General features: G+C 60.4%; 19 protein-coding genes and 2 pseudogenes. 10 read left to right on the forward strand and 11 right to left on the reverse strand.

What is annotated here, in order from left to right; genetic code table 11:
* Window positions 1-72: 72 nt before the first annotated feature.
* From NKH37_RS16660 to guaA, 4 genes are all read left to right on the forward strand, one after another.
* On the forward strand, window positions 73-1,362 hold the full coding sequence (locus NKH37_RS16660) for an RsmB/NOP family class I SAM-dependent RNA methyltransferase (protein WP_353005080.1): 1,290 nt from the start codon (window positions 73-75) through the stop codon (window positions 1,360-1,362).
* Between the two features lie 145 nt (window positions 1,363-1,507).
* Window positions 1,508-1,966 (forward strand): PaaI family thioesterase, encoded by a 459-nt coding sequence (locus NKH37_RS16665; protein WP_352482342.1) that lies wholly within the window; start codon window positions 1,508-1,510, stop codon window positions 1,964-1,966.
* Window positions 1,967-1,993: 27 nt separating this feature from the next.
* The gene (locus NKH37_RS16670) at window positions 1,994-2,644 is read left to right on the forward strand and encodes a 5'-methylthioadenosine/S-adenosylhomocysteine nucleosidase (protein WP_023716494.1); all 651 of its coding nucleotides are present in this window, start codon (window positions 1,994-1,996) and stop codon (window positions 2,642-2,644) included.
* Window positions 2,645-2,730: 86 nt separating this feature from the next.
* Window positions 2,731-4,293: a glutamine-hydrolyzing GMP synthase gene (gene guaA, locus NKH37_RS16675; protein WP_023716495.1), complete on the forward strand. Its 1,563-nt coding sequence runs from the start codon at window positions 2,731-2,733 to the stop codon at window positions 4,291-4,293.
* A gap of 262 nt (window positions 4,294-4,555) precedes the next feature.
* Here guaA and NKH37_RS16680 read toward each other — a convergent pair.
* A pseudogene (locus NKH37_RS16680) lies at window positions 4,556-5,128 on the reverse strand (NADPH-dependent F420 reductase).
* A gap of 407 nt (window positions 5,129-5,535) precedes the next feature.
* On the opposite strand from NKH37_RS16680, the gene NKH37_RS16685 reads away from it, so the two are divergent.
* Window positions 5,536-5,769 carry a hypothetical protein gene (locus NKH37_RS16685; protein ID WP_023716496.1) on the forward strand — a complete coding sequence of 78 codons (234 nt, stop codon included), beginning with the start codon at window positions 5,536-5,538 and terminating at the stop codon, window positions 5,767-5,769.
* Window positions 5,770-5,928: 159 nt separating this feature from the next.
* Here the strand turns inward: NKH37_RS16685 and NKH37_RS16690 are convergent, their stop codons facing one another.
* On the reverse strand, window positions 5,929-7,059 hold the full coding sequence (locus NKH37_RS16690; protein WP_023716497.1) for an aminopeptidase: 1,131 nt from the start codon (window positions 7,057-7,059) through the stop codon (window positions 5,929-5,931).
* Between the two features lie 264 nt (window positions 7,060-7,323).
* On the opposite strand from NKH37_RS16690, the gene NKH37_RS16695 reads away from it, so the two are divergent.
* The 3 genes and pseudogenes from NKH37_RS16695 to NKH37_RS16705 form a co-directional block, all read left to right on the forward strand.
* Window positions 7,324-7,983 carry a L,D-transpeptidase gene (locus tag NKH37_RS16695; RefSeq protein WP_352482339.1) on the forward strand — a complete coding sequence of 220 codons (660 nt, stop codon included), beginning with the start codon at window positions 7,324-7,326 and terminating at the stop codon, window positions 7,981-7,983.
* Window positions 7,984-7,993: 10 nt separating this feature from the next.
* Window positions 7,994-8,506: an OmpA family protein gene (locus NKH37_RS16700; protein ID WP_023716499.1), complete on the forward strand. Its 513-nt coding sequence runs from the start codon at window positions 7,994-7,996 to the stop codon at window positions 8,504-8,506.
* Between the two features lie 1,141 nt (window positions 8,507-9,647).
* Window positions 9,648-9,773, forward strand: a pseudogene (locus NKH37_RS16705) (LysR family transcriptional regulator); the annotation flags it as partial.
* A 106-nt stretch (window positions 9,774-9,879) separates the two neighbouring features.
* Here the strand turns inward: NKH37_RS16705 and NKH37_RS16710 are convergent.
* From NKH37_RS16710 to NKH37_RS16725, 4 genes are all read right to left on the reverse strand, one after another.
* Window positions 9,880-10,692 carry an SDR family NAD(P)-dependent oxidoreductase gene (locus tag NKH37_RS16710; RefSeq protein ID WP_023716502.1) on the reverse strand — a complete coding sequence of 271 codons (813 nt, stop codon included), beginning with the start codon at window positions 10,690-10,692 and terminating at the stop codon, window positions 9,880-9,882.
* Between the two features lie 164 nt (window positions 10,693-10,856).
* Window positions 10,857-11,360, reverse strand: coding sequence for an SRPBCC domain-containing protein (locus tag NKH37_RS16715; protein ID WP_352547369.1), 504 nt, complete (start codon window positions 11,358-11,360; stop codon window positions 10,857-10,859).
* Between the two features lie 3 nt (window positions 11,361-11,363).
* Window positions 11,364-11,963: an NADPH-dependent F420 reductase gene (locus NKH37_RS16720; protein WP_502895877.1), complete on the reverse strand. Its 600-nt coding sequence runs from the start codon at window positions 11,961-11,963 to the stop codon at window positions 11,364-11,366.
* Between the two features lie 158 nt (window positions 11,964-12,121).
* On the reverse strand, window positions 12,122-12,856 hold the full coding sequence (locus NKH37_RS16725) for an SDR family NAD(P)-dependent oxidoreductase (protein ID WP_292208972.1): 735 nt from the start codon (window positions 12,854-12,856) through the stop codon (window positions 12,122-12,124).
* A 268-nt stretch (window positions 12,857-13,124) separates the two neighbouring features.
* On the opposite strand from NKH37_RS16725, the gene NKH37_RS16730 reads away from it, so the two are divergent.
* Window positions 13,125-14,021, forward strand: coding sequence for a LysR family transcriptional regulator (locus tag NKH37_RS16730; RefSeq protein WP_023716506.1), 897 nt, complete (start codon window positions 13,125-13,127; stop codon window positions 14,019-14,021).
* A 202-nt stretch (window positions 14,022-14,223) separates the two neighbouring features.
* Here NKH37_RS16730 and NKH37_RS16735 read toward each other — a convergent pair whose 3' ends face one another.
* The 5 genes from NKH37_RS16735 to NKH37_RS16755 form a co-directional block, all read right to left on the reverse strand.
* On the reverse strand, window positions 14,224-16,524 hold the full coding sequence (locus NKH37_RS16735) for a mechanosensitive ion channel family protein (RefSeq protein ID WP_353005076.1): 2,301 nt from the start codon (window positions 16,522-16,524) through the stop codon (window positions 14,224-14,226).
* A 347-nt stretch (window positions 16,525-16,871) separates the two neighbouring features.
* A complete protein-coding gene (locus NKH37_RS16740; RefSeq protein ID WP_352482335.1) occupies window positions 16,872-17,954 on the reverse strand; it encodes an adenylate/guanylate cyclase domain-containing protein in 1,083 nt (360 codons plus the stop codon).
* 3 nt (window positions 17,955-17,957) lie between these two features.
* Window positions 17,958-18,449 (reverse strand): Rab family GTPase, encoded by a 492-nt coding sequence (locus tag NKH37_RS16745; protein WP_353005075.1) that lies wholly within the window; start codon window positions 18,447-18,449, stop codon window positions 17,958-17,960.
* A 16-nt stretch (window positions 18,450-18,465) separates the two neighbouring features.
* Entirely contained in the window at window positions 18,466-21,123 is a 2,658-nt protein-coding gene (locus NKH37_RS16750; RefSeq protein ID WP_353005073.1) for an OmpA family protein, read from the reverse strand.
* 7 nt (window positions 21,124-21,130) lie between these two features.
* The gene (locus tag NKH37_RS16755) at window positions 21,131-21,796 is read right to left on the reverse strand and encodes a DUF3450 domain-containing protein (protein WP_031193285.1); all 666 of its coding nucleotides are present in this window, start codon (window positions 21,794-21,796) and stop codon (window positions 21,131-21,133) included.
* A 409-nt stretch (window positions 21,797-22,205) separates the two neighbouring features.
* On the opposite strand from NKH37_RS16755, the gene NKH37_RS16760 reads away from it, so the two are divergent.
* On the forward strand, window positions 22,206-22,337 hold the full coding sequence (locus NKH37_RS16760; protein ID WP_084642351.1) for a glycosyltransferase: 132 nt from the start codon (window positions 22,206-22,208) through the stop codon (window positions 22,335-22,337).
* Window positions 22,338-22,366 lie beyond the last annotated feature (29 nt).

Raw genomic sequence — 22,366 nt, forward strand, 5'->3', positions numbered from 1 at the left:
TGTTTCAATCAGGACACGAAAAGCTCTAAGAGCAGGGCCGGATTTTATTTTGCTGAGTAATGGAAGACGACAATGAGACTGGGCGGGCGGCTGGCGGCAGCCATCGAAGTGCTTGACGACATCGGCCGGCGCCACCGGCCGGTGGCCGATGCGCTGAAGGACTGGGGCCTGTCGCACCGCTTCGCCGGTGGCGGCGACCGCGCCGCGATCGGCAACATCGTCTACGACGCGCTGCGCCGCAAACGCTCCGCCGGCTGGCTGCTCGGCGAGGAGAAGCCGCGCGCCATCGGCTTCGGCGCGCTGCTGCTCGAATGGGGCCAGACGGCGCAGTCGCTGAACGAGGCGCTCGAGGGCGACAAGTTCGCGCCGCCGCTGCTGAGCGCCGACGAATTGAAAACCCTCGCCGCTCGCCGGCTCACCGACGCGCCGCCGGCTGTCAGGGCAGACATCCCCGACTGGTGCATGCCGCTGTTCGAGCGGGCGTTCGGCACGGCCTGGGTGGAAGAGGGTGCCGCGCTTGGCACTCGCCCGCCGCTCGACCTCAGGGTCAACACGCTCAAGGCCGATCGTGGCAAGGTGCTGGCGGAATTGGCGGAGACCGGCGCCAAGCCTGCGCGGATCGCGCCGCACGGCATCCGCATCCCGCCGATCGACGGCGACGGCAGGCACCCGAACGTGCAGGCCGAACCGGCCTTCCAGAAAGGCTGGTTCGAGGTTCAGGACGAAGGTTCGCAGATTGCGGCCGAACTGGCCGGCGCCGAGCCTGGCATGCAGGTGCTCGACTTTTGTGCCGGCGCCGGCGGCAAGACGCTGGCGCTGTCTGCGGCGATGGACAATCGCGGCCAGATCTTCGCCCACGATGCCGAGAAGGCAAGGCTGGCGCCGATCTTCGACCGTATCCGCCGCTCGGAAAACCGCAATGTGCAGATCGTCACCAAGCCGGCCGAGCTCGCGCCGCTCGGCAAGCATATGGATATCGTGCTGATCGATGCGCCTTGCACCGGCAGCGGCACCTGGCGGCGCCGGCCGGATGCCAAATGGCGGCTGACGCCGAGGCAGCTCGACGCCCGCAAGGGCGAGCAGGAGACGATACTCGACGCCGCCAGGGACTTCGTCAAACCCGGCGGTCTGCTGGTCTACATCACCTGTTCGGTGTTCGACGAGGAGAACGGCGACCAGGTTTCGGCCTTCCGGGACCGCCATCCCGGCTTTGTCCCGGTCGATCACCGCCAGCTTTGGGACAGCCGTTTTGCGGGCCACGAAGCGGCAGTGCGTATTGGCGCCGCGGGCGGCATTTCGCTGTCGCCGTTGCTGAGCGGCACCGACGGCTTTTATTTCTGCGCGCTGCGGCGGGCTGGCTGAACGGTTGCCGGATGTCGCCGATCTCGCTTCTTATCAGCAGGTTTAGCCAATTGCTGCAGTGCAGCATTTGCGATTGCCTGCCGCCCACCCCTCTGCGATAAATGCCTCTGCAATAAGATTTGTCGAGAAACGAAGGGCGACGGCCATGGCAGCAAAGATCGTTCCTGCTCCCGATTATGAGGACCGCGTCAGGACGTCCTTCGCGCGCCAGAACGCGATGATGACGATTGGCGCCGAGCTGACGCTGGTGACGCCCGGTATCATCGAGATCGAAATGCCCTATTCGTCGGCACTGACCCAGCAGCACGGCTTTCTTCATGCCGGCGTCATTTCGACGGCTCTCGATTCGGCCTGTGGCTATGCGGCATTCTCGCTGATGCCGGAAAATTCCGGCGTGCTGACCATCGAGTTCAAGGTCAATCTGCTGGCGCCCGGCCGGGGCGAGCGCTTCCTGTTCCGCGGCTCGGTGACCAAGCCCGGTCGCACCATTATCGTCGCCGATGGCCAGGCCTATGCGTTCACCACCGACGGCGAGGCCAAGTTGATCGCCACGATGACCGGAACGATGATGACGGTGCTCGGCCGCGACGATATCGAGGGCTGAGGAACGGGCAGGGGAGGACAGACGATCATGGCCGGCAAGACACCTGGTGAGCTCACCCTGATTTCCGGCAAGTCCGTTCTCTTCGTCATGGCGGCCGAAGCCGAATACGGCCCACACTTGCAGCGGCTGTTCACGCCGCTGATGACCGGCGTCGGGCCGGTCGAGGCCGGCGTCGGGCTCAGCGCCGAACTGTCCCGGCTGCACGCCGGGAAGGCGCTGCCGGATCTGGTCGTGTCGCTCGGTTCGGCGGGCAGCCGGATGCTGGAGCAGACGGAAATCTACCAGGCCGTTTCGGTCGCCTACCGCGACATGGACGCTTCGCCCTTGGGTTTCGAGAAGGGCGCCACGCCGTTTCTCGACCTGCCTGTCGGTGTGCCGCTACCGTTCAGGATACCGGGCATCAGGCCGGCGACGCTGTCCACCGGCGCGGCAATCGTCTCCGGCGCCGCCTATGACGCGGTCGCCGCTGATATGGTCGACATGGAGACCTTCGCCTGCCTGCGCGCCTGTCAGCTGTTCGACGTGCCGCTTATCGGCCTGCGCGGCATTTCCGACGGGGCGGCCGATCTGAGACACGTCGGCGACTGGACGGAATACCTGCATGTCATCGACGAGAAGCTGGCCGGGGCGGTGCAACTGCTGGAACAGGCGATCGCGTCTGACACGCTGCAGTTTTGACCTGTCGCATGAAGATGCGGATTCGGAGTGAGAGAGACGGCCCGCAACCCATTGCGCCGACTCGTTTCTTTCTTTAAACGCTCGCCATGAAAACAGCCAATCATCCCGACACCGTCCTGATTGTCGATTTCGGCAGCCAGTTCACTCAGCTGATTGCCCGCCGCATTCGCGAGGCCGGCGTCTTTTCCGAGATCGTGCCCTTCCAGTCGGCTGAGGCGGCGTTCAAGCGCATCAATCCAAAGGCGGTGATCCTGTCCGGCGGTCCGGCCTCGACCAGCGACATCGGCAGTCCGCGCGCGCCACAGATCGTCTTCGACGCCGGCGTGCCGGTGCTCGGCATCTGCTATGGCCAGATGGCGATGTGCGTGCAGATGGGCGGCGTCGCCGAAAGCTCCGACCATCGCGAGTTCGGCCGCGCCTTCGTCGAGATCGCCAAGGACAGCCCGTTGTTCGAGGGCCTGTGGGCGCCCGGCCAGCGCCACCAGGTGTGGATGAGCCATGGCGACCGTGTCATCTCCCTGCCGAAGGGATTCGAGGTGCTCGGAAAATCGGAGGGCTCGCCCTTCGCCATCTTCGGCAATGTTGAGCGCAAGATGTACGGCCTCATGTTCCACCCCGAAGTGGTGCACACGCCGGACGGCGCCAGGCTGCTCCAAAACTTCGTCCACAACATCGCCGGCATCGAAGGCGACTGGACGATGCGGGCCTACCGTGAGCACGCGGTCGAGACGATCCGCAAGCAGGTCGGCAAGGGCAAGGTGATCTGCGCGCTTTCGGGCGGCGTCGATTCCTCGGTCGCGGCCCTGCTGATCCACGAGGCGGTCGGCGATCAGCTGACCTGCATCCTCGTCGACCACGGGCTGATGCGCAAGGACGAGGCGGCCGGCGTGGTGGAGATGTTTCGCCAGCACTACAATCTGCCGCTGATCCTGGTCGATGCTTCGGACCGTTTTATCGGCGCGCTCGAGGGCGAGTCGGATCCGGAGAAGAAGCGCAAGACCATCGGCCGGCTGTTCATTGAAGTGTTCGAGGAGGAGGCCGAGAAGCTCGGCGGCGCCGATTTCCTGGCGCAAGGCACGCTCTATCCCGACGTCATCGAAAGCGTCTCTTTCACCGGCGGACCGTCGGTGACGATCAAGTCGCACCACAATGTCGGAGGCCTACCCGCGCGCATGAACATGCAGCTGGTCGAGCCGCTGCGCGAATTGTTCAAGGACGAGGTGAGGGCGCTCGGCAAGGAGCTCAGCCTGCCCGACAGCTTCATCGGCCGGCATCCGTTCCCCGGCCCCGGTCTCGCCATCCGCTGCCCGGGCGGCATCACCCGCGAAAAGCTGGAGATACTGCGCGAGGCCGATGCCATCTATCTGGATGAGATCCGCAAGGCCGGCCTCTACGACGCCATCTGGCAGGCCTTCGCCGTGCTGCTGCCGGTGCAGACCGTCGGCGTGATGGGTGACGGCCGCACCTACGAATTCGTCTGCGCGCTGCGCGCCGTCACCTCGGTCGACGGCATGACGGCCGACTTCTACCATTACGACATGGCATTCCTGGGCGCCGCCGCCACCCGCATCATCAACGAGGTGCGCGGCATCAACCGCGTCGTCTACGACGTGACGAGCAAACCGCCAGGCACGATCGAGTGGGAGTGAGGAGGGAGTGCGGTGGAGTAGTATCGGATAGCAGAGGACACTCGAGCGAATCCTAGGCCATCGATAGCAGCCGATAGGTTCTAGGCGACCGGCAGATCTGCCGCTGTGTCGGGCGTCTCCCCGCTCTTCGAACGGCGCCCATACTCCGTCGGGCCCACCCCAACCTTCGCGACTTTGTGGCCTTCAAATATTCGGTCGCGCGCTGCTCGAAGAAGTTAGCGCGCGACCAGTTCTCGGCGTCGACCACACGGTCGTAGATCGATTACTGCTCCTTCTTGAACAGGTCCTGGAAGATGAGCTGGCCCCACGTGCGGCCGCGTGCGTGAACCAGCGCGCCACCCTCGCTGAGCTTTCCCAGCTTGACGGGTGCGAACCCGAGTTGTTTGGCCAAGGCCGCCACCGGAGCGGTCGCGTCCTCGTCGTCGCTCGACAGAAAGACGACCCGGTGGCCGCCCTCGAGGACCAGGTGATTGAACCCTTTCACGAGCTTGGCGCCGGTGAACGCCTTCGCGACGAAGGCGGAGGACGGGAGACCGTCCAGCTCTTCAGGGACTGGAAACGCGTTCATCGCGTCGATGACCGTCTTGCCTTTCCAACTCGGCAGGACCTTCGCAACCTCGCGATGCTCCCCGAACGGGACCGCCAAGATGATTGTGTCGGCCTCGAGTGCATCCCGCAGCGACTTGGCGACGACCGTGGGTCCAATCGCCCGAGCCTATGGCGCCAGCGCCTCGGGTGGCCGGCGGCTCGCGACGGTCACGTCGATGTTTTTACGGGCGAAGGCGTGGGCGAGGGCCTGGCCTACCGCACCGAATCCTACAATCGCATAGCTCATAATACTTCTCCGATCCGTGTTGGTCTTGATTCCCCGGCCCTCAACGGCGCTGGGTTATCCGTTTCGCTGCATGGCGACCTTCGCGAGATCTTCGGACTGCCACCCCAAGCGATGCGCGTCATCGGTTCGAATTCCTGAATTGACGCGTAGACGTCCTGCCGTGAACGACTTCCGCGCGGCCGGACGGTCAGCCGCGCGGCAGGCAAGCCCGGATACTCGAACGTGTGCGTCCAATCCTCCTCACTCGTTCATGTCGACATGGCTTGCGATCTCCGACTCAGGCGGAACCTATGACTCACAACCGACCCCAAGGAACACTGTTGCCGCCCATCTAGCCGTCTTATCGGTATCGGCGAAGCCGCTGATCTGTGCTAAGCCGCCGCCCGAATAGCCAAAGGAGTACACCCGTGAGCGAGCCGACCGTGGCCGAGGCGACCGACAGCATCTATGCATCGCTCCGGGCGAACAATGCCGACATCGACGCACATATCGCGGCGCTCAAAGCAGCGCTGACGCGAGAGGGGATAGAACAGGCGGTGTTCGATCCGGCAAGGCTGGCACAGAACAACCGTTCGGGCCGCAAGCTGATGCAGGCTTATTTTCGGCAGCGCGGCGTGAGCGTGAGGTTTTCGGCCTCGTAGGGGCGCACACTGAGGCGCCACAGCCCGCCGGCAATCATTGTGGTCCAGGACCCCTCGGGGAGTTCAGGCAAGTCCGCTTTTGGCTTCTGTAGGCCGACATGCGTCTTCTGGCCCCGCCGACGTCAAAGTACCTAGGAAATCGGCCGACAAATGGTCAATTCAATCACCTGCGCTGGCTGCCGAGTACATCAGCGACCGATTCGCCGCTTCTGGCCTTCGGATTTGACCGGCCCAATCGCATGTATCTGCCGCCTCGAGCGCTTCGGCGCGGTCAGATTTGTCTAACGCTCCTATCCGTCGAACCGACGCGAAGAACCGTGGATAGTCGCCCGAACACAAATCGAATAAGCGGAGAAACGCAGTCACCCGATCGCTGTAGACGGAAGTCGCGGCGAGCTTTGCGTTGTTGATCGGAGCATCGAACCAGGCGTCATATCCACGGTATCCACCCCAGCGCCTGTCGCGCATCTGTCGGTATCGCGTCCTCAGCCGTTCGATCGCGGCCTTCTTCGCGGCCCGCTTCTGCTCAGAAGTAACATCGTCGTCATAGACATGCCTTAGCTCGTCCCGGGTCTGCGACACCAGCACAAGAAACTCAGCTCTGCGCCTCCGGTCGGCTTCGTAACGGCGCAATCCGGCAGTATCGCCGGTCGCGCGCAGCCATTTTCTCACACCGGTTGTTTCGACAGCGACAGCGAACGCCTCGTTGAACGAGGAATCGTCATGCACGTAGACGCGCTGGTGAGCGAGTTCGTGGAATACCAGCCCTGCAAGATACGTTTCATCTTGGCTGAGCATGGTGCTTAGCAGCGGGTCACTTGACCAGCCGAGCGTGGAATATGCAGTGATGCCCGTCACATAGATGTCCAGGCCCTGTCTCTGAAGTTCGACAGCGGTTTCAATCGCAGACCTTTTGGAGAAGTACCCTCGGTACGGTACGCATCCGAACACCGGAAAGCACCATGTTCGTGGCGTCAGCGAGAATTCCGGCGCTGCAAAGATGGCCCATGTCACCGCGTCTCGACCAACGTCAACATAGCTGCGGTAGCTGTTGTTGTCCGGCAGCGCTAGTTCATCTATCGCAAACTGTCGGATGGCGCTCGCCGATGCCATTCGAGCGCGCAATGTCCCAGGGGTCGAAGGATTGTCGATCAGCTCTCCGACATCCTGGCGCGCCGCCATGATCTCCACGTGACCCTTCAAGGATTGTGCGTAGTAGGAAATGCTGGTGCAACCTGCCACGCCGGACATCACGATCATCGCAGCAACCGAACGAAAAGCATGCATCATGCCCACGGCATCGCTCACACTTCCGGATAGGGCAAATGTCGCAACTACGCCCGGTCCCAAACAGTCGCGCCAATTTGGTAAGGTCCTGGAGGGGGTTTAGGTTAGACGTTCGTCCTCGGCAAGATAGTCACAATTCGGTCACTCGCCGCCAAATTGCCGAATGTCCGGACACGGCCGACTTAAGCAACGCAGCATTTTCCACTTTGAGGCGAAATAATTCTCAACTATGGTCCGCCAGGCTTTAGGCATGGGGGAATATTGCCGATGGTTTTATCACGCAGGGGTGTCGTGCTCGGTGGCCTGGCGCTGGTCGCGGTGGGTGCAACCAGCAATATTGCTCAAGCCGCGGCGGCAAAATCCTTTTTCGCCGGTACCGCCAGCGACAACAATTTTGTCTATCGCAAGACCAACTTCGCCAAGATCGACAAGAGATGGCATCGCCAGATCGTCAAGTATTTCAGCAGCGAGCCGGTCGGCACCGTCGTGGTCGATACCCGCCACCACTTCCTCTACGTCATCATGGAAAACAAGACCGCCATCCGCTACGGCGTCGGCGTCGGCAAGGACGGCTTCAAATGGTACGGCCGCGCGACGATCGACCGCCGCGCGCTGTGGCCGCAATGGGTCCCGCCCCCCGAAATGCGTAAGCGCAAGCCGGACCTACCACCCATGGTCGCAGGCGGCGCGTCCAACAATCCGCTCGGGCCGCGCGCGCTCTATTTGCACCGCGACGGCGCCGACACCGGCTACCGCCTGCATGGCACGCTGGAGCCATGGAGCATCGGCACCGACGCTTCCAGCGGCTGCATCCGTATGTTCCCGGAAGACATCATCGACCTCTACCAGCGCTGCCCGATCGGCACCGCGGTGCAGGTCCTGCCGCACATCGCCGACCAGGCGCCCGCTTCCACCACTGTCGAATGATTGGCGCCTCATGAACCGCACGATTGAAAACACGCGCCGGCTGCTCGCCGCCGGCCTGCTGGTGCTGGTCGCATCCTGCTCGACCAGCAACACGCTGGCCCCTTCCACGCCCGACGTCACCAACACCGAGGTTGCCGGCTTCCAGAACGTGCAGCCGGGCAGCGACGAGGATTTTATCCTCAATGTCGGCCGCCGCACCTATTTCACGCAAGGTTCGGCCGCGCTCGATTCTGTCGCCAAGGCCACCCTCGACACCCAGATCGCCTGGTTAGCAAAGCATCCGCGCTGGCTGCTCAAGCTGCAGGGTTTCGCCGACGATCCCGGCGCAAGTGAAACGGCGCTGTCGCAGCAGCGCGCCGATGCGGTGATGGACTACCTCGCCGCCGGCGGCATAGACCGCAACCGCATGTGGGCCAAGGGCTACGGCAAGGACAGGCTCGTCCGCGAGTGCCCCGACAACGCCTGCAGGTCGCAGAACCGCCGGGTTGTGTCTAATTTGCGCGATGTGAGGGACGAGCCATAGGGCTGCTGTTTTGCTTGTGACCCGAAGCAGAGTCTCACACGCGACGGCGGCATGGCTGCTTTGCGCCTCATCTCAGTCGTTAACCCAAACTCTGCCTCGACTTGAAAGCGGTTGTTCCCACAACTGCAACAGCGGCAGCCAAGCGTCCTTTCTTTTGTGATGATCCCAAGAGCCATTGCTCTGCCACACTACGGCCTTTGGGTTACAGACAGGCGAGTGTGACGCCTGTTGCTTCGGCGTTTCCTGCGTGCTTGCGAACCGCAATATCGGAAGCAGATCGCTCGGTGACCTCCGTCGCCGATTTGGATCAATCAGCGGTTCACAATTTGTTTCGCGTAGGATAATGCCCGATCGTGGGAAATTTTGCGATCGTCACTGAATGAACAACCTTGACCTTTCCGCCACGACTTCGTTCTGAGCGTCAAGCCAGAGTACGCTACCAAGATTGTAAGCGGTCAGAAGAAAGTCGAACTGAGGCGTCGATTTCCACACCTTTACACGCGCGGCAGCGTCGACTTCTTCCGCACATATCCCGGAATGTATGTGCCGGCCGCTGATACTGCGATGTCAGGTCCTCGGTCAACCACTGCAGCATATCGCGTACGAGACCCTGGCTTTGACCAAGATGAATTGAAACAACACTCAGTTCGACAACGGAATGCCGATTACTATTGCGACGGCAAGACAGGTGGGGCAGGTGCTGAAGTACCTCGGAGACGGGCAGGAGATCGCTCCAAGGTACAGCTTTTACATGTAGAGAATCGGCTCTGACGCTGCGGAAGCGGGCAGCTCTATGTCGGCGAACGAAAGCGATGGAGTGAACACAAACGCCCACTCTGGCTGCGCGAACGGAGGGGAGTGCTGTGGAGTAATATCGGATAGCAGAGGACACTCGAGCGAATCCTAGGCCATCGATAGCAGTCGATAGATTCTAGGCGACCGACAGATCTGCCGCTCTGTCGGGCGTCTCCCCGCTCTTCGAACGGCGCCCATACCCCGTCGGGCCTACCTCAACCTTCGCGACTTTGTGGCCTTCAAATCTTCGGTCGCGCGCTGCTCGAAGAAGTTAGCGCGCGATCAGTTCGTGGAGATGTTTCGCCAGCACTATAATCTGCCGCTGATCCTGGTCGATGCTTCGGAGCCGGTGCTTTCCAACCATGCGGTCGAGCGGCACAATATCACGGCGGTCTGGCCGGAAAGCCGGCGCGCCAATCCCGCTGTGCGCGCCTTCCTCGACCTGTTGCAGGGTGTGTCGAGAAACAGGTGAAGGTCACGGCCAGCATTTGGCCTGAAGACACCGGGCAGGGGAAACTCAGCCGCAGGTGTCGACCGTCCGTTGGTCGGCGCCATTAGCGCCATAACCGTCTCGGCAGCTACGCGACGAAGCGGACCACGCCGCCATCCACCCGCAAAGCCGCGCCGGTTGTCGCCGAAGCCTGCTCCGAGCATGCGTAGATGATCATGTTGGCCACCTCATCGGTGGTCGCGAAGCGTTGGATGAGGGTGGTCGGACGCATCGCCTTCAAGAAGCCCTGTTCGGCCTCCTGCTGCGTGATTCCGTTTGCGTCAGCCTGCTTCGCCATGAAGTCGCCCAGGATCTCAGAGCGGGTAGGTCCCGGCAGGACGGCGTTGATTGTGACACCCGTGCCCGCGACCGCCTCGGCGAGCCCGCGCGACACCGCGAGTTGAGCGGTCTTGGTCATGCCGTAGTCGAGCATTTCCTTAGGGATGTTGACTGCGGACTCGCTACTTACAAACACGACGCGGCCCCAGCCTTTCGCCACCATCCGCGGCAGATAATGACGGGTCACGCGCACGCCACTCATTACGTTCAACTGGAAGAGGCCAAGCCAGTCCTCGTCGGGGATCTTCGCGATGTCCTCGACGCCACTGTAGCTCCGGATGTGAGCCGTACCAACATTGTTCACAAGGATATCGGCGTCCGGCGCCTGCGCGATCAAGGCCTGGGCACCCTCCGCTGTCGCAAGATCGGCGGCGATGCCCGAGATGTCGCTTCCGGGAAAGGCCTGCCGCATCTGCCTCACCGCCTCGTCGACCCGGGTATTCCCACGGCCGTTGACGACGACCGATGCACCGGCACGGGCAAACCCCTCCGCCGTCGCGCGGCCGATTCCGGCGGTGGATCCGGTGACAATCGCCTTGCGGCCCCTGAGTTCAATATTCATGTCATTTATCTCCAATGGTAGGTGGGTGATCATCCGCCGATCCAGGCTGGAAGCGCCCGTCGTCTGTTGAGTACCGACAATATTCGGGACGAAGGCAGGCCCAGTACTGTTCGGTCGAAAGCGTTGCGGCCCAAGCAACCGGCCAGGCCTTAAGACAAGCCCATTCAACTTGCCCTGCTTGCCACTTCCGCCTCCGCAGCGCGGGCGAGGCTTTCGACCCATTCCTGGTGATAGCGGTAGAGTGCACCGGGATGCTTGCGCCCGAGTTCCTCAAGGAACCAAGGGCCCTGCTGCGTTTCTTCGGTCAGCACATGGCAGCCATCGACCGTAGGAGTGATGACCCAGCCGTGGTACGCGCTCGAGCCGGTCTCGTCGCCATCGACCGTCGTCGCCCACGCGAGCCTGCGGAAGGGTTCACACTCCGTCACGACCAGACTCATCGGAAAGCCAACCGTCACCCGGCTGTATCTGGTTTGAAGCGCCAGTTCCGGCTTGCCGGTCAAGATCTTGACCTGATCTTCGGCGGGAAAGTAGCTCGACCAATTCTCGGCATCGACGAGCAGCTTCCAGACCACTTCAGCCGGCGCCTTCACGTCAATGTCGTTGAGTGCGTAGATGGCCGACGTTTTCGGATCATATCGCTCGGGCCAAATCACATGATCATACATCGATTACTGCTCCTTCTTGAACAAATCCTGGAAGATGAGCTGGCCCCAAGTGCGGCCGCGTGCGTGCACCAGCGCGCCACCCTCGTTGAGCTTTCCCAGCTTGACGGGTGCGAACCCGAGTTGTTTGGCCAAGGCCGCCACCGGAGCGGTCGCGTCCTCGTCGTCGCTCGACAGAAAGACGACCCGGTGCACGCCCTCGACGATCGGATCGGCAGCCAGGGTGGCCGCAATCAGGTGATTGAACCCTTTCACGAATTTGGCGCCGGTGAACGCCTTCGCGACGAAGGCGGAGGACGGGAGACCGTCCAGCTCTTCAGGGACTGGAAACGCGTTCATCGCGTCGATGACCGTCTTGCCTTTCCAGCTCGGCAGGGCCTTCGCAACCTCGCGATGCTCCCCGAACGGGACCGCCAAGATGATTGTGTCGGCCTCGAGTGCATCCCGCAGCGACTTGGCGACGACCGTGGGTCCAATCGCCCGAGCCTGCGGCGCCAGCGCCTCGGGCGGCCGGCGGCTCGCGACGGTCACGTCGATGTTTTTACGGGCGAAGGCGTGGGCGAGGGCCTGGCCTATCTTACCGAATCCTACAATAGCGTAGCTCATAGTGCTTCTCCGATCCGTATTGGTCTTGATTCCCCGGCCCTCAACGGCGCTGGGTTATCCGTTCTACTGTGTGGCGTCCTTTGCGTAGACGTCCCGGCGTTCCATCATGGACACGCTAGTTCCCGCCGGTCAGCCGCTTCCCGCGATCCGCCGCGATTTCAGATGGCCGAGAAGCCTCCGTCGACAGACAACTCCAGCCCATTCACGAAGCTCGAATCGTCTGAAGCAAGAAACAGCGCGGCCGTCGCAATTTCCTCAGGACGCCCCATCTTTCCCCGCGGGATCAGGGATTCGAACATCCGCTTCCCCTCCTCGTCGAGAACTTGGTCCTGCATCGGTGTGGCGATCGGCCCCGGGTGCAGCACGTTCACCCGGATATTCCTTCCCTTCAGCTCGTTGAGCCACCCGCGTGCGAATGCGTGCAACGCCGCCTTGCTCGCCGCATACACGCTGTAACCAGGAAAACCTTTCACCGAAGCAACTGATCCGGTCATGAAGATCGATCCGCCATCGTTGAACAGCGGCAACGCCTTTTGCACCGTGAACAGCGTGCCGCGCGTATTCAGGCCGAAGGTCGCATCGAAATGCTGCTCGGTAATCTCGCCCAGTGGGACGGCTTCGCCCGTGCCGGCGCTCGCATACAGGACGTCGATCTTGCCCTTTTCCCGCTTGACTGTATCGAACAGGCGGTCGAGGTCATCGAGATTGGCCGCATCGCCGCGCACGCCGGTCACGTTCCGGCCGATCAGCTTGACGGCCTCGTCCAGCGCCTCCTGTCTCCGGCCCGTGATGAAAACATAGGCGCCTTCTTCAACGAACCGCTTGGCGCTCGCCAGCGCCATGCCGCTCGATCCACCCGTGATGACTGCAACCTTACCCTCAAGCTTTCCCATGACTTCTCCTTTCGTGGTGTCGGGACAGCATTTGCCTCCGAGAACCTCGAAATGGGTCCGCCGGCGTCAGGTGTTGAGTGCGGAAGCGCGCACATCGGTGGTGCGAAATCGATCCGGCTGGACGACTGAGGCCAGCCGCGACGATCGGCGTCCGCCGTTCGAAATTGGGCCGCGCTCGTCGACATAGGCTATGATGACCGCCCGTACTGCTGTTCGATGTGTTAAATACGAGCTTTGGAAGGCGCACCGCGCGGTGCCGGATTGCACCATGATCGACTGGGATGACGTTCGCTACTTTCTTGCCGTCTCGCGCGGAGGCTCCGTGCGGGCTGCCGCCGAGCGCCTCGGTGTGAACCACTCGACCGTGCTGCGACGCGTCGCCCAGCTCGAGGAACGCCTCGGGGTGCACATGTTCGAAAAGCTGCCTTCGGGCTACCGCCTGACGGCTGCGGGCGAGGAGGTCCTCGAGTTCGCGGACCAGATGGAAGTGTCGTCGCACCTGCTGGAGACGCGCGTCTTCGGGCGCGACCAGAGCGTGCGCGGGCTTCTGCGGGTGACGCTGGCACCGCCCCTCGCGACACACCTGCTCATGCCGGATTTCGCCGATTTCGCGCGTCTGCATCCGGACATCGAGATGGAAATCTTGTCGTCCGGCGAGCTGGCAAATCTGACCAACCGGGAGGCCGACGTCGCGATCCGCGTCGTCTACGACCGCAAAACCCTGCCGCTCAATCTTCACGGCCTGAAGGGACCGGAGCTGTTCGGCGGCGTCTACATGTCTCGCGATCGACTAGCCGCGTGGCGTGCGGGCGCGCCTGATCCCATCCGGTGGATCGTCATAAGCATTCATGGCATCCCGGATTGGGCCAGCGAGGGTGAGGTTCGTACCACGGGGGTTCCGTTCAGGACCACGGACGGCGAGGCGCAGATCGTTGCAGTACGGCAAGGGCTCGGGATGACGACACTGCCGTGCTTCGTCGGAGATGCCGACCCCCTACTGGTGAGGGTGCCGGGCACCGACCTGCACATGTACGGAACGCTCTGGCTTCTCACACAGGGGGAGACACGCAAGACGAAGCGCGTGCGGCTCTTCACCGAGTTCGTATCCCGCAGGCTCGCCGCGTACGCGCCGCTTCTCGCGGGACGGTCCTTATCGCGTGACTGACGCGCGGCAGGTAGCCGATGGCGCTGTCTCGAACGTACCGCTGTATCAACTTACGCAGCCCGATGTAAATCTCGGGACGGACTCTGGTTGTAGACTGCCTCGTGACCGTCTTTTTCGTCTTAACGGTTGAAGATAGAAGAGTATCCCTGCCACGGGCGATGCGCGGAAAGCGACGCTGTGACCGGCAGGTGTCACAGCTTTCCTACTCCGGTGTGCTGGCTTTTTTTCTGCGCCGAATAGTGTGCGACTGCGCAACGGCCATTTTCAACTCGGGTGTGATCTCCAACGGCGCATTCTCTGCCCCATGTGGGTTCTGTAGCCCCTGGACCTGGACGGTCGGAAATGGGAGTTCGATGCCCTGCTCTTTGAAGACTTGGCGGAGGCGTACATAGAATTTGCGTTTCATACCGAAGGCGCCTCCCGGTTTGGTTGTGGCCTTGACCCTCAATACGATGCCGTATTCGCCGAACTCCTGTACGCCCTGCATCTTGATCGGGTCGAGCACCCAGTGTTTGAACTCGGGATCTTCCGCCAGTTCGAGGCCGATCCGCTTGATCAGCTTGCGAGCGAAGTCGATATCGGTGTCATAACCAACGGTGATGTTGAATTTGTCGATAACCCAGTCACGACTCTGGTTCTGGACTGCCCCGAGTTCACCGAAAGGTATCGTGAACAGCGGACCACGATGGTGGCGCAGCTTCACCGAGCGCAGCGAAAAGGTTTCCACAGTACCCTTGTAATTGCCCGATGAAATGTATTCGCCGACACGGAACGCATCATCGAGCAGGAAAAACACGCCTGAAATGACGTCCTTGACGATGGTTTGTGCCCCAAAGCCCACGGCGACGCCGACGACGCCAGCGCCGGCGATCAGCGGGCCGATCTGGATACCCAGCGAGGCGAGCATCATAAGCACCGCCATCACGATGATCGATGCGAGCAGAATGTTCTGGAGGATCGGCAAGAGCGTGTGCAGCCGCGCCTGCTGCGGATCGAGGACCGGGACATCCTCGTCGCTGATCACAGGGTGCGGTGTTTCGATGCCCAGCTTTCGTTCGATCAAAGCTTTGATGATCGACCAGCCGAAATCGGCTGCTAGGGCAATGACCACGACATTGACCAAGCCGCGCAATATGAACGTCGTCGTCGTATCGCTGTCCCGCATGGATTGCATGTCCAGACCCCAGACACGTGCGAGAAAGTAAGCCGCCGCCAAGATGAAAATCATTCGGATTGCGCGATCGATGACAGCGATCGTCACCGCCGGGATCGTAGGCCGGCCGACATCTTCCGAACCTGGTCGCAGAACGAAATTAACCCCGCGCTGCGTCATCACGATTGCAAAAGGCAGGAAGAATGCGGCGAAGGTAAACCAGAAGTATGTATAAAGGCCGGCGATGCGCTGCAGGAACAGGACGACGAAATAAGCAGTCAATAGCCATGTCGCTTCCGTGTGACCGATGTGGCGCGCACCGTCTCGCTGCGTTCTTGGCCGACGCCAAACCGCGAGCAGCAGGAGCACCAGCAGCACGAAGTCGGCGCCCAGTGACAGGACCATCATTCCGTCCTGATCGATGCCGAGACCTGGCAAGAGGATAAACGCGGCGCCGAAGAAGGCGAAGACGCCGACGATCCGGGGTAGCCAATAGGACCAATGGTCAGCCGCTTCGTTGGTGATCGGCAAAGCACGAACCTCGACGGCGTTCTCGACGTTCATGAAGGAAGGGACGAGCATGGCCATGACGTACATGCGCACACCCCATGTAACGACTGCCGCCATCAGAAATGTCAGTACAATCTCGCGAATAAGCATTGGCCAGTCGAACAACATGAACGCGCCGGCGCTGCCCAGTGCGAAAGAGACGATCAGCATGCTGGAATAAAGCATGCGACCACCAATCTTCTTGGCTCGCCCAATCGGCGTATCCTTCGGTTGCGCGATAATCCAAAGACGAAATGGACGGGTGAACTTGAACGTTGCCCAAGTGAGTGCCAGGCCGGCAGCGATGAACATCGCAATCAGCACAAATACGGCGGCTGACCCCTTGCTGGACATATCCTCCATCGTCTCTGCCCGAACGCGCGCGAACTGGCCTGGCAGCAAGGGCAAAGTTCGCACGATTCTTTCGATATGATGCCTGATCCCATCAAGCGTCGAGGATGCCATCGTATTCATCTGGCCGGGTGCGGCCACGGCGCCGGACGATGCGTCGGTCGGCGAAGCTCCTGTCTCGGCAGGCGCTCCCGTTGACCCGGCGTCCTGATTTCGCTGTTCGGCCACCCAGGCCTTCACTGATGGATCGTCGAGAAGCTCGAGCAGCTGTTTGACCCTTTCAGGCGGGGCGGTCGCCGGCGCCTGCGCCTGTGCCTGACCTGTCAACAAAAGGGCGATCCCAAAGACGAGCGGCCTGGCAATCAGGGCAAACATCGCAGTCAGGTCTCCGAGACGCCGTGCCAGGCGCGCCAGGTTCCTGGCCCCCAATCGTCGAATGATGCGTGGCATCGTGCTGTTAACCTTCCGGTCAGATCGGCTAGCAACGACATCTATGTCCGTTGTTGCCCTACCTTGAAGAAACCGATGTTGCGGTGCAAGACGTCATCGTTTCGACCCAGACCGTTACGCCGGGTACTTCGCGGTGTCTACTTAGCCGCCGGGGGAGGGCATTCCGACCTAGGCCCAGCCTCCAGCCGTTATATGAACTGCGCATCCGTGATGCTGGGCGTAAAAGACCCGGCACCAGGATCCCCCAGGCCAGAACGCGTATGCCGCGGTGGGCATCGCCGACCGAGGCTATGTGATGGAAACTGGGCGCATGACCGTGCAGGGAAGAACGATGGCGACGTCAGATATCAGGATCCGATTTCCCCCGGGAGCCGCCACATTCGCACACGACCTGTACCACGCAATTCCGTTTCCGCGAGTGGGTCGCAAGCAAAATTTGGTCCAAGCAGTTTGTGAGTTGCATCCGAAATACGGATTTCATCGGGCTCCGCGGACGTTTGGATACGTGCGGCGAGATTAACGGTGTCGCCCCATAGGTCATATGCAAACCGCCTTTTGCCTATGACGCCCGCCACGATTGGTCCTGAGTGAATTCCAATTCTGAGTCTTATCGGTTCTCCTGCGAAGCGTTCGAGCTTAACCGCCTTCCGCAGTTCAAGTGCATAGTGCGCAAGGGCTTCCGCATGATCGGATCGCGCGGCGGGCAGGCCAGCGACCACCATCACACAATCGCCGATTGTCTTGATCTTTTCGCAGCCGTATCGCTCCGAGAGCAGATCCGCCGCCTTGAAGAAGTAATTTAAAATAGCGAGCGTCGTCACGGCTCCGACGTTCCGCGCTCTTTCCGTAAAACCGACGATGTCGGCAAAAAGCACACTCACCTCTGCGTAGTTGTCTGCAATTTCTTCGTGCGCTTTTAGCCGCTCCGCGATAGACGCCGGAAGAATGTTGAGGAGCAGGGCTTCGGCGCGCTGGTATTCACGCGACAATCCCTCTTGGCTCGCCCTCAACGCCTCGTTCATCGATTGTAATTTCTCGTTGAGTTGACGCTCCCTCTCTTGCAGGAGCGTCATTTCATAAGCCTTCTGTTGAAGTCGCTGCCTATTGTCGCGTTCGGCAGTGGCGTCAAGAAAGAGCAGCCACACGCAGGCATTGTCAGCAAAAAGATGGAGGTCCGCGACACGCCCGCTGGGCAGTTCGACCATGGCCATATGATATGGAAGCTCCGGGCAGGGCAGCAAACCTTCCATGAATTCAAGCTGCTCGGCAACAGGCTTACCTATGCGAACTGATGAGAGTCCGTAATGTTCAACGTTACCGCCCTTCGCAGCTATGCAAAGCTGGGCGTCGATTTTCAGATATGCGACGGAGTGCTCGTTGTCGAAGAAATCGTAAATCCAGCTTCTGACTTCTCGTGGCAATTCATGCATGGTCTATTTGCTAACCATCGAAGCAAGATGACGAAACGCATCATCAACATGTTCACCCGAAAGCGCACTTGTTAGATAGATTTGCCATCCAAGTTGCCTCAGTTCGTTAATTTCACTATCCGATATTGCCCACCGATCGACCAGATCGGATTTGTTGAGCAGCAATACAAACGGCATAGCGCCGAATTCCGCCTCGGCCCGCTCGCGCAACGTGAGCGCCACGGCAAGAGTAGCGGCGCGGGTTCCATCGACGACAAGCACGAGCCCGCTCGCACCTCGCACATAGCTGACGCGGAATGAGCCGATATCGTCTTCGCCGGCCAAATCCCACAAAATCAGATCCACGGTTTTGTCCGGGAATGCGACACTCTTCTTGTCGATTTTCACTCCCACCGTGGTCAAGTAGGTTTCGGAAAAGATGCTTTGCACAAACCTGCGAACCAGACTCGTCTTTCCGACAGCGAACCCGCCCAACATGCAGATCTTCTTTTGCAATATCCTGGGCTCCGCCCTAGTGGAAGTTTACCGTAACCGAAACTCTGCGATTGGCCGAGCTCCCGGTTCGGCTATTTTCAGTCTCCGCTGGCTCAAAGGTGCCCGCGCCGCGAACCAAGAGCAATTCCGGATCGACGCCGCGCTTCTTGAGAAGCGCACGAACTGTTTCCGCGCGCGCGGCGCTGATGGACAATTTGGCCGTTTCACGGCCCGTCTCGTCCGAATGGCCGGTCAACATGAACTGTGCTGTTACGCCTGCGTTGCGGGCGTCCTTGGCCAATTGCTTCAACTGATTCGCCAATTTGTCGAGAACCGGCAGTTGCTCTGGTCCCGGTACAGCCTTGCCAGAATCGAAGAAAATGTCGACCGCTTGAATAGCCTCCCTCAAATGAGTGAGTTCCGGAGGGGTCAACTCACGCAGCTCGGAGATTTCTAGAGAGAGTCCGTCCGCGGACAGCTGTTGGGCGGCGACCCGCGCCCGATCTATCCAGGCGGCAGGAGCCTCACCCTGGGCAACGATGCGATCCTTGATGATCGAAAGCCGTACCGAATCCGGCGGACTCAGCGACGCCATCAGCCGCTTCAGCACGAACTTCGGATCAAGGCTCTGATAGAATTGCCACTGCGAATGAACGCGAGCAGGATCGACCCCTGTTCCGGACAGCAGAGCCTGCGGGTTGGCGGCCTGCGGGTCTCTCAGGCCGGAAATATAGAAATGTCCGCCCCTCGCCGTTTGTTGGGCGACGATGATGCCCGCTTGGGCCTCCAGTCGCGACACATAAGTCTGCCAGTGCTCCGCCGCGCGTGCTTCGGGGCTCACATCACGAACCTTGGAGATGTCGAATTCCGGTCCGCCTGCCGAAAGCTGTCGGGCCGCTGCGCGCGCCCGATCTATCCAGGTGTCGGGAGCCTCACCCTCGGCAACGATGCGATCCTCGACGATCGAAAGCCGAACCGATTTCGGCGGGGTCAGCGACACCATCAGCCGCTTCAGGACGAACTCCGGATCAAGGCTCTGATAGAATTGCCACTGCGAATGAACGCGGGCGGGATCGACCTCCGTTCCGGACAGCAGAGCCTGCGGGTCGGCGGCAAGCGGGTCTCTCAGGCCGGAAATATAGAAATGTCCGCCCCTCACCGTTTGTTGGGCGACGATGATTCCCGGTTGGGCCTCCAGTCGCGACACATAAGTCTGCCAGTGCTCCGCCGCGCGTGCTTCGGGGCTCACATCACGAACTCTGGAGATGTCGAATTCCGGTCCGCCTGCCGAAAGCTGTCGGGCCGCTGCGCGTGCGCGATCTATCCAGCTGTCGGAAGCCTCACCCTCGGCAACGATGCGATGATTGACGATCGAAAGCCGAACCGATTTCGGCGGGGTCAGCGACACCATCAGCCGCTTCAACACGAACTCCGGATCAAGGCTCTGATAGAATTGCCAGCGTGAATGAACGCGGGCAGGATCGACCTGCGTTCCGGCCAACAGCGACTGCGGGTCGGCGGCAAGCGGGTCTCTCAGGCCGGCAATATAGAATTGGCCATCGCGCACCTTTTGTTCGGCAACGATGATGCCCGGCTGGGTCCCCAGTCGCGACACATACGCCTGCCAGCGCTGCCCGGATTGCCAGGAAAGAAAGAACCAACCGCCTGCGGGAATCAAAACCAGCAGGATTGCAGCCACTACCAGCCACGGAAATCCCTGGTTTGATTCCTCCTGCTTCAGTTCAACGCAGGTCTGCAACTGCGTCTCTACGCCGGCCAACTGCGAACTGTCGCCGTCAAACTGCTCTAGAGCCTGTGAGCATTCATCATGGATGCGAAGCAATACGTCGCGAATTATTTCATGTAATTCCTCCGGCGGATTTCCCCGGATCACCGCAACCAGGGTCGCAAACGGTCCAACTTCCGACCAGAGACGAAGCTCCCCGAAACGAATAGTGTCCAGGCCGCTCTGTTCTTTCTCGTTAAACGAGTCTTTTACAAAATCCTGAATTGCACTAAGCATCGAAGAGATCAGTTGAGGATCTTCGCTGGTTGCGTTTTCGGCAGTTACATGCTTGATCAAAAGCCCGGAATTGCGGTGAATGAGAAAGGCGTGTTCTACACGATAGACAAGAGAATGCCTGAGAACAACTTCTGAGAAGCTTGCCCCCGTTCTCCAAGCTTCAAATCTCCACTTGAGCCCATGCCAAGTAAATATATGTCTTAAAGTTTCATTCAGCGACTGAAAGGTTTGGTCGATCTTTTCGCCGATCGACTTGCGAATAGCCGGCAGAAACACCGGGTATAATATATCCGTCAGCGTGCGCGGGCTTTTCTGGATGGACCGTTGCACAGCCCTCTCGACAACTGGCGCAAGGGCCTCGCCGAGTTGCGCATGAGACGCGTGTGCGGCTGCACTGGGGAGGACGCCCCCCACTGCGGCCGCAAGCTGCTCAGGTTCGTCGAGCAGGTGCGTAACTCGTGAAAGCTCCGAAATTTCGCGGCCGACCAGCAACTGGCGAAGCGTTTCCATGCGAGGATCGGCGGTTGGGATTCCGTCGAGACGCGCACGATAGTCCGGATCAACGTTCCGGGCAATTTCGATCAAAAGGCGAGCCAGAGCCTCGCGATCAATCTCTGTATCGTTCGAAGCTGCTCTTTGAGGAAGGCTGATTGGGTCGACGGTCGACGTCAAGTTCCGATCAACTCACTTTCCAGGTACGCTCCGAGTTGCTCTTGCTGCCGACGGGATCCTGATTTAGACATTTTGCAACCTCGACAAACAGGCCAGCCAAAAGGTTTCGGTCGGTCTTGACATTGCCGAGATCGGAAAACATTTTCTCCATCAGCATCTGAATGCTTTCATTCTTTTGCTTGATTTCCTCACGCAGCAAATGGTCGTTTCGATTTATCCGGTCCGCAACTTCGCGCTCAAGCTCGCTCAACTGATCCGACAACGCGCGCACCTGCTTTTCAAGCGCCTGATTTTGCTCGCGAAGATTCCGGTCAATCTCCTTGTCGGCGTCGGCTCGCGCGTCTTTTTCGTTCCGCAATTGCGCGGCAAGCGAGTCGACCTGCTTCTTTGCATTTGACTCGTACATTTCAAGATTGCGCTTGGCCTCGGATTCGACATCCTTGAAGCGCTGCAAGACCCGTTCTTCAAGCTTGGAAAAGCGGCGGTCATAGTCCTGCATCTGGTTGCCGAACAGCAGATCACGTATCTTGTCGACACCTACAGCGTCGCCGGGGGCCCCGCTCTCGCGAGCCTGGCCCGCCACGAAGGTCAGCCCGTTTCCGTCTGCATTACTTATCAGATTTGCGTCCGCTTTATTTGCCGAAGAAGCGGTACTCGAAGATTCCTTGGCCATCCCATGCCCCTTCTTTTGAACATTGTCACAGCGCTAATTTAGCAACTGATAAACATGTCAGCAAAATAGCCGACCCGCAAGCCGGAATCTTCTCGGCTTAAGTCGTTTCGTGCGTCCCCATTCGGGTAGATTTGGACATGCGGCTCGATCCGGATCAGCTTACGCTCGCGTCTCGCCCGCGATCATCTTTTTGCAGATGAAATGCGCGAAAGGAAATGCCGCGGCGCATCGGCCTCAGTCTAAGCCGTCGGGCTTGCGCGCTTGCCATTCGGCCTGTCTTCAAGTCTTTTTCGCCTGCCTCTAATTCGCCCCGATCTTGACAGGGCAGTGCTGCCAGCCGATGCCGTCATCCGGTTTTGACATTCGCCGACTCTTGCCGAAGAAAACGAAAGCTCGATGATCCAGGACAATGCTACCGCAAGGCGGTGTGGTACCGATGCTCAATGCCGAGCAAACCGTCGGCGCAACGCTTGCCGGCATCCGCCGGCAGACCTACCAGATACTGGATATAGTCGTGGTAGACGATGGGTCGATGGACTGATCGGCGTCGATTGTGACGGCCTATGCCGA

Source organism: Mesorhizobium sp. M1217, assembly GCF_040318275.1.
In the GTDB taxonomy this organism is placed as follows: Bacteria; Pseudomonadota; Alphaproteobacteria; order Rhizobiales; family Rhizobiaceae; genus Mesorhizobium.

Bases quoted from the DNA above. Each gene is read 5' to 3' on its own strand.
- NKH37_RS16660 (WP_353005080.1), top strand. From the start codon at position 73: ATGAGACTGGGCGGGCGGCTGGCGGCAGCCATCGAAGTGCTTGACGAC.
- NKH37_RS16740 (WP_352482335.1), bottom strand. From the start codon at position 17,954: ATGCATGAATTGCCACGAGAAGTCAGAAGCTGGATTTACGATTTCTTC.
- NKH37_RS16695 (WP_352482339.1), top strand. From the start codon at position 7,324: ATGGTTTTATCACGCAGGGGTGTCGTGCTCGGTGGCCTGGCGCTGGTC.
- NKH37_RS16670 (WP_023716494.1), top strand. From the start codon at position 1,994: ATGGCCGGCAAGACACCTGGTGAGCTCACCCTGATTTCCGGCAAGTCC.
- NKH37_RS16700 (WP_023716499.1), top strand. From the start codon at position 7,994: ATGAACCGCACGATTGAAAACACGCGCCGGCTGCTCGCCGCCGGCCTG.
- NKH37_RS16665 (WP_352482342.1), top strand. From the start codon at position 1,508: ATGGCAGCAAAGATCGTTCCTGCTCCCGATTATGAGGACCGCGTCAGG.
- NKH37_RS16725 (WP_292208972.1), bottom strand. From the start codon at position 12,856: ATGGGAAAGCTTGAGGGTAAGGTTGCAGTCATCACGGGTGGATCGAGC.
- guaA (WP_023716495.1), top strand. From the start codon at position 2,731: ATGAAAACAGCCAATCATCCCGACACCGTCCTGATTGTCGATTTCGGC.
- NKH37_RS16715 (WP_352547369.1), bottom strand. From the start codon at position 11,360: ATGTATGATCATGTGATTTGGCCCGAGCGATATGATCCGAAAACGTCG.
- NKH37_RS16690 (WP_023716497.1), bottom strand. From the start codon at position 7,059: ATGATGCATGCTTTTCGTTCGGTTGCTGCGATGATCGTGATGTCCGGC.
- NKH37_RS16735 (WP_353005076.1), bottom strand. From the start codon at position 16,524: ATGCCACGCATCATTCGACGATTGGGGGCCAGGAACCTGGCGCGCCTG.
- NKH37_RS16720 (WP_502895877.1), bottom strand. From the start codon at position 11,963: ATGAGCTACGCTATTGTAGGATTCGGTAAGATAGGCCAGGCCCTCGCC.
- NKH37_RS16760 (WP_084642351.1), top strand. From the start codon at position 22,206: ATGCTACCGCAAGGCGGTGTGGTACCGATGCTCAATGCCGAGCAAACC.
- NKH37_RS16755 (WP_031193285.1), bottom strand. From the start codon at position 21,796: ATGGCCAAGGAATCTTCGAGTACCGCTTCTTCGGCAAATAAAGCGGAC.
- NKH37_RS16710 (WP_023716502.1), bottom strand. From the start codon at position 10,692: ATGAATATTGAACTCAGGGGCCGCAAGGCGATTGTCACCGGATCCACC.
- NKH37_RS16730 (WP_023716506.1), top strand. From the start codon at position 13,125: ATGATCGACTGGGATGACGTTCGCTACTTTCTTGCCGTCTCGCGCGGA.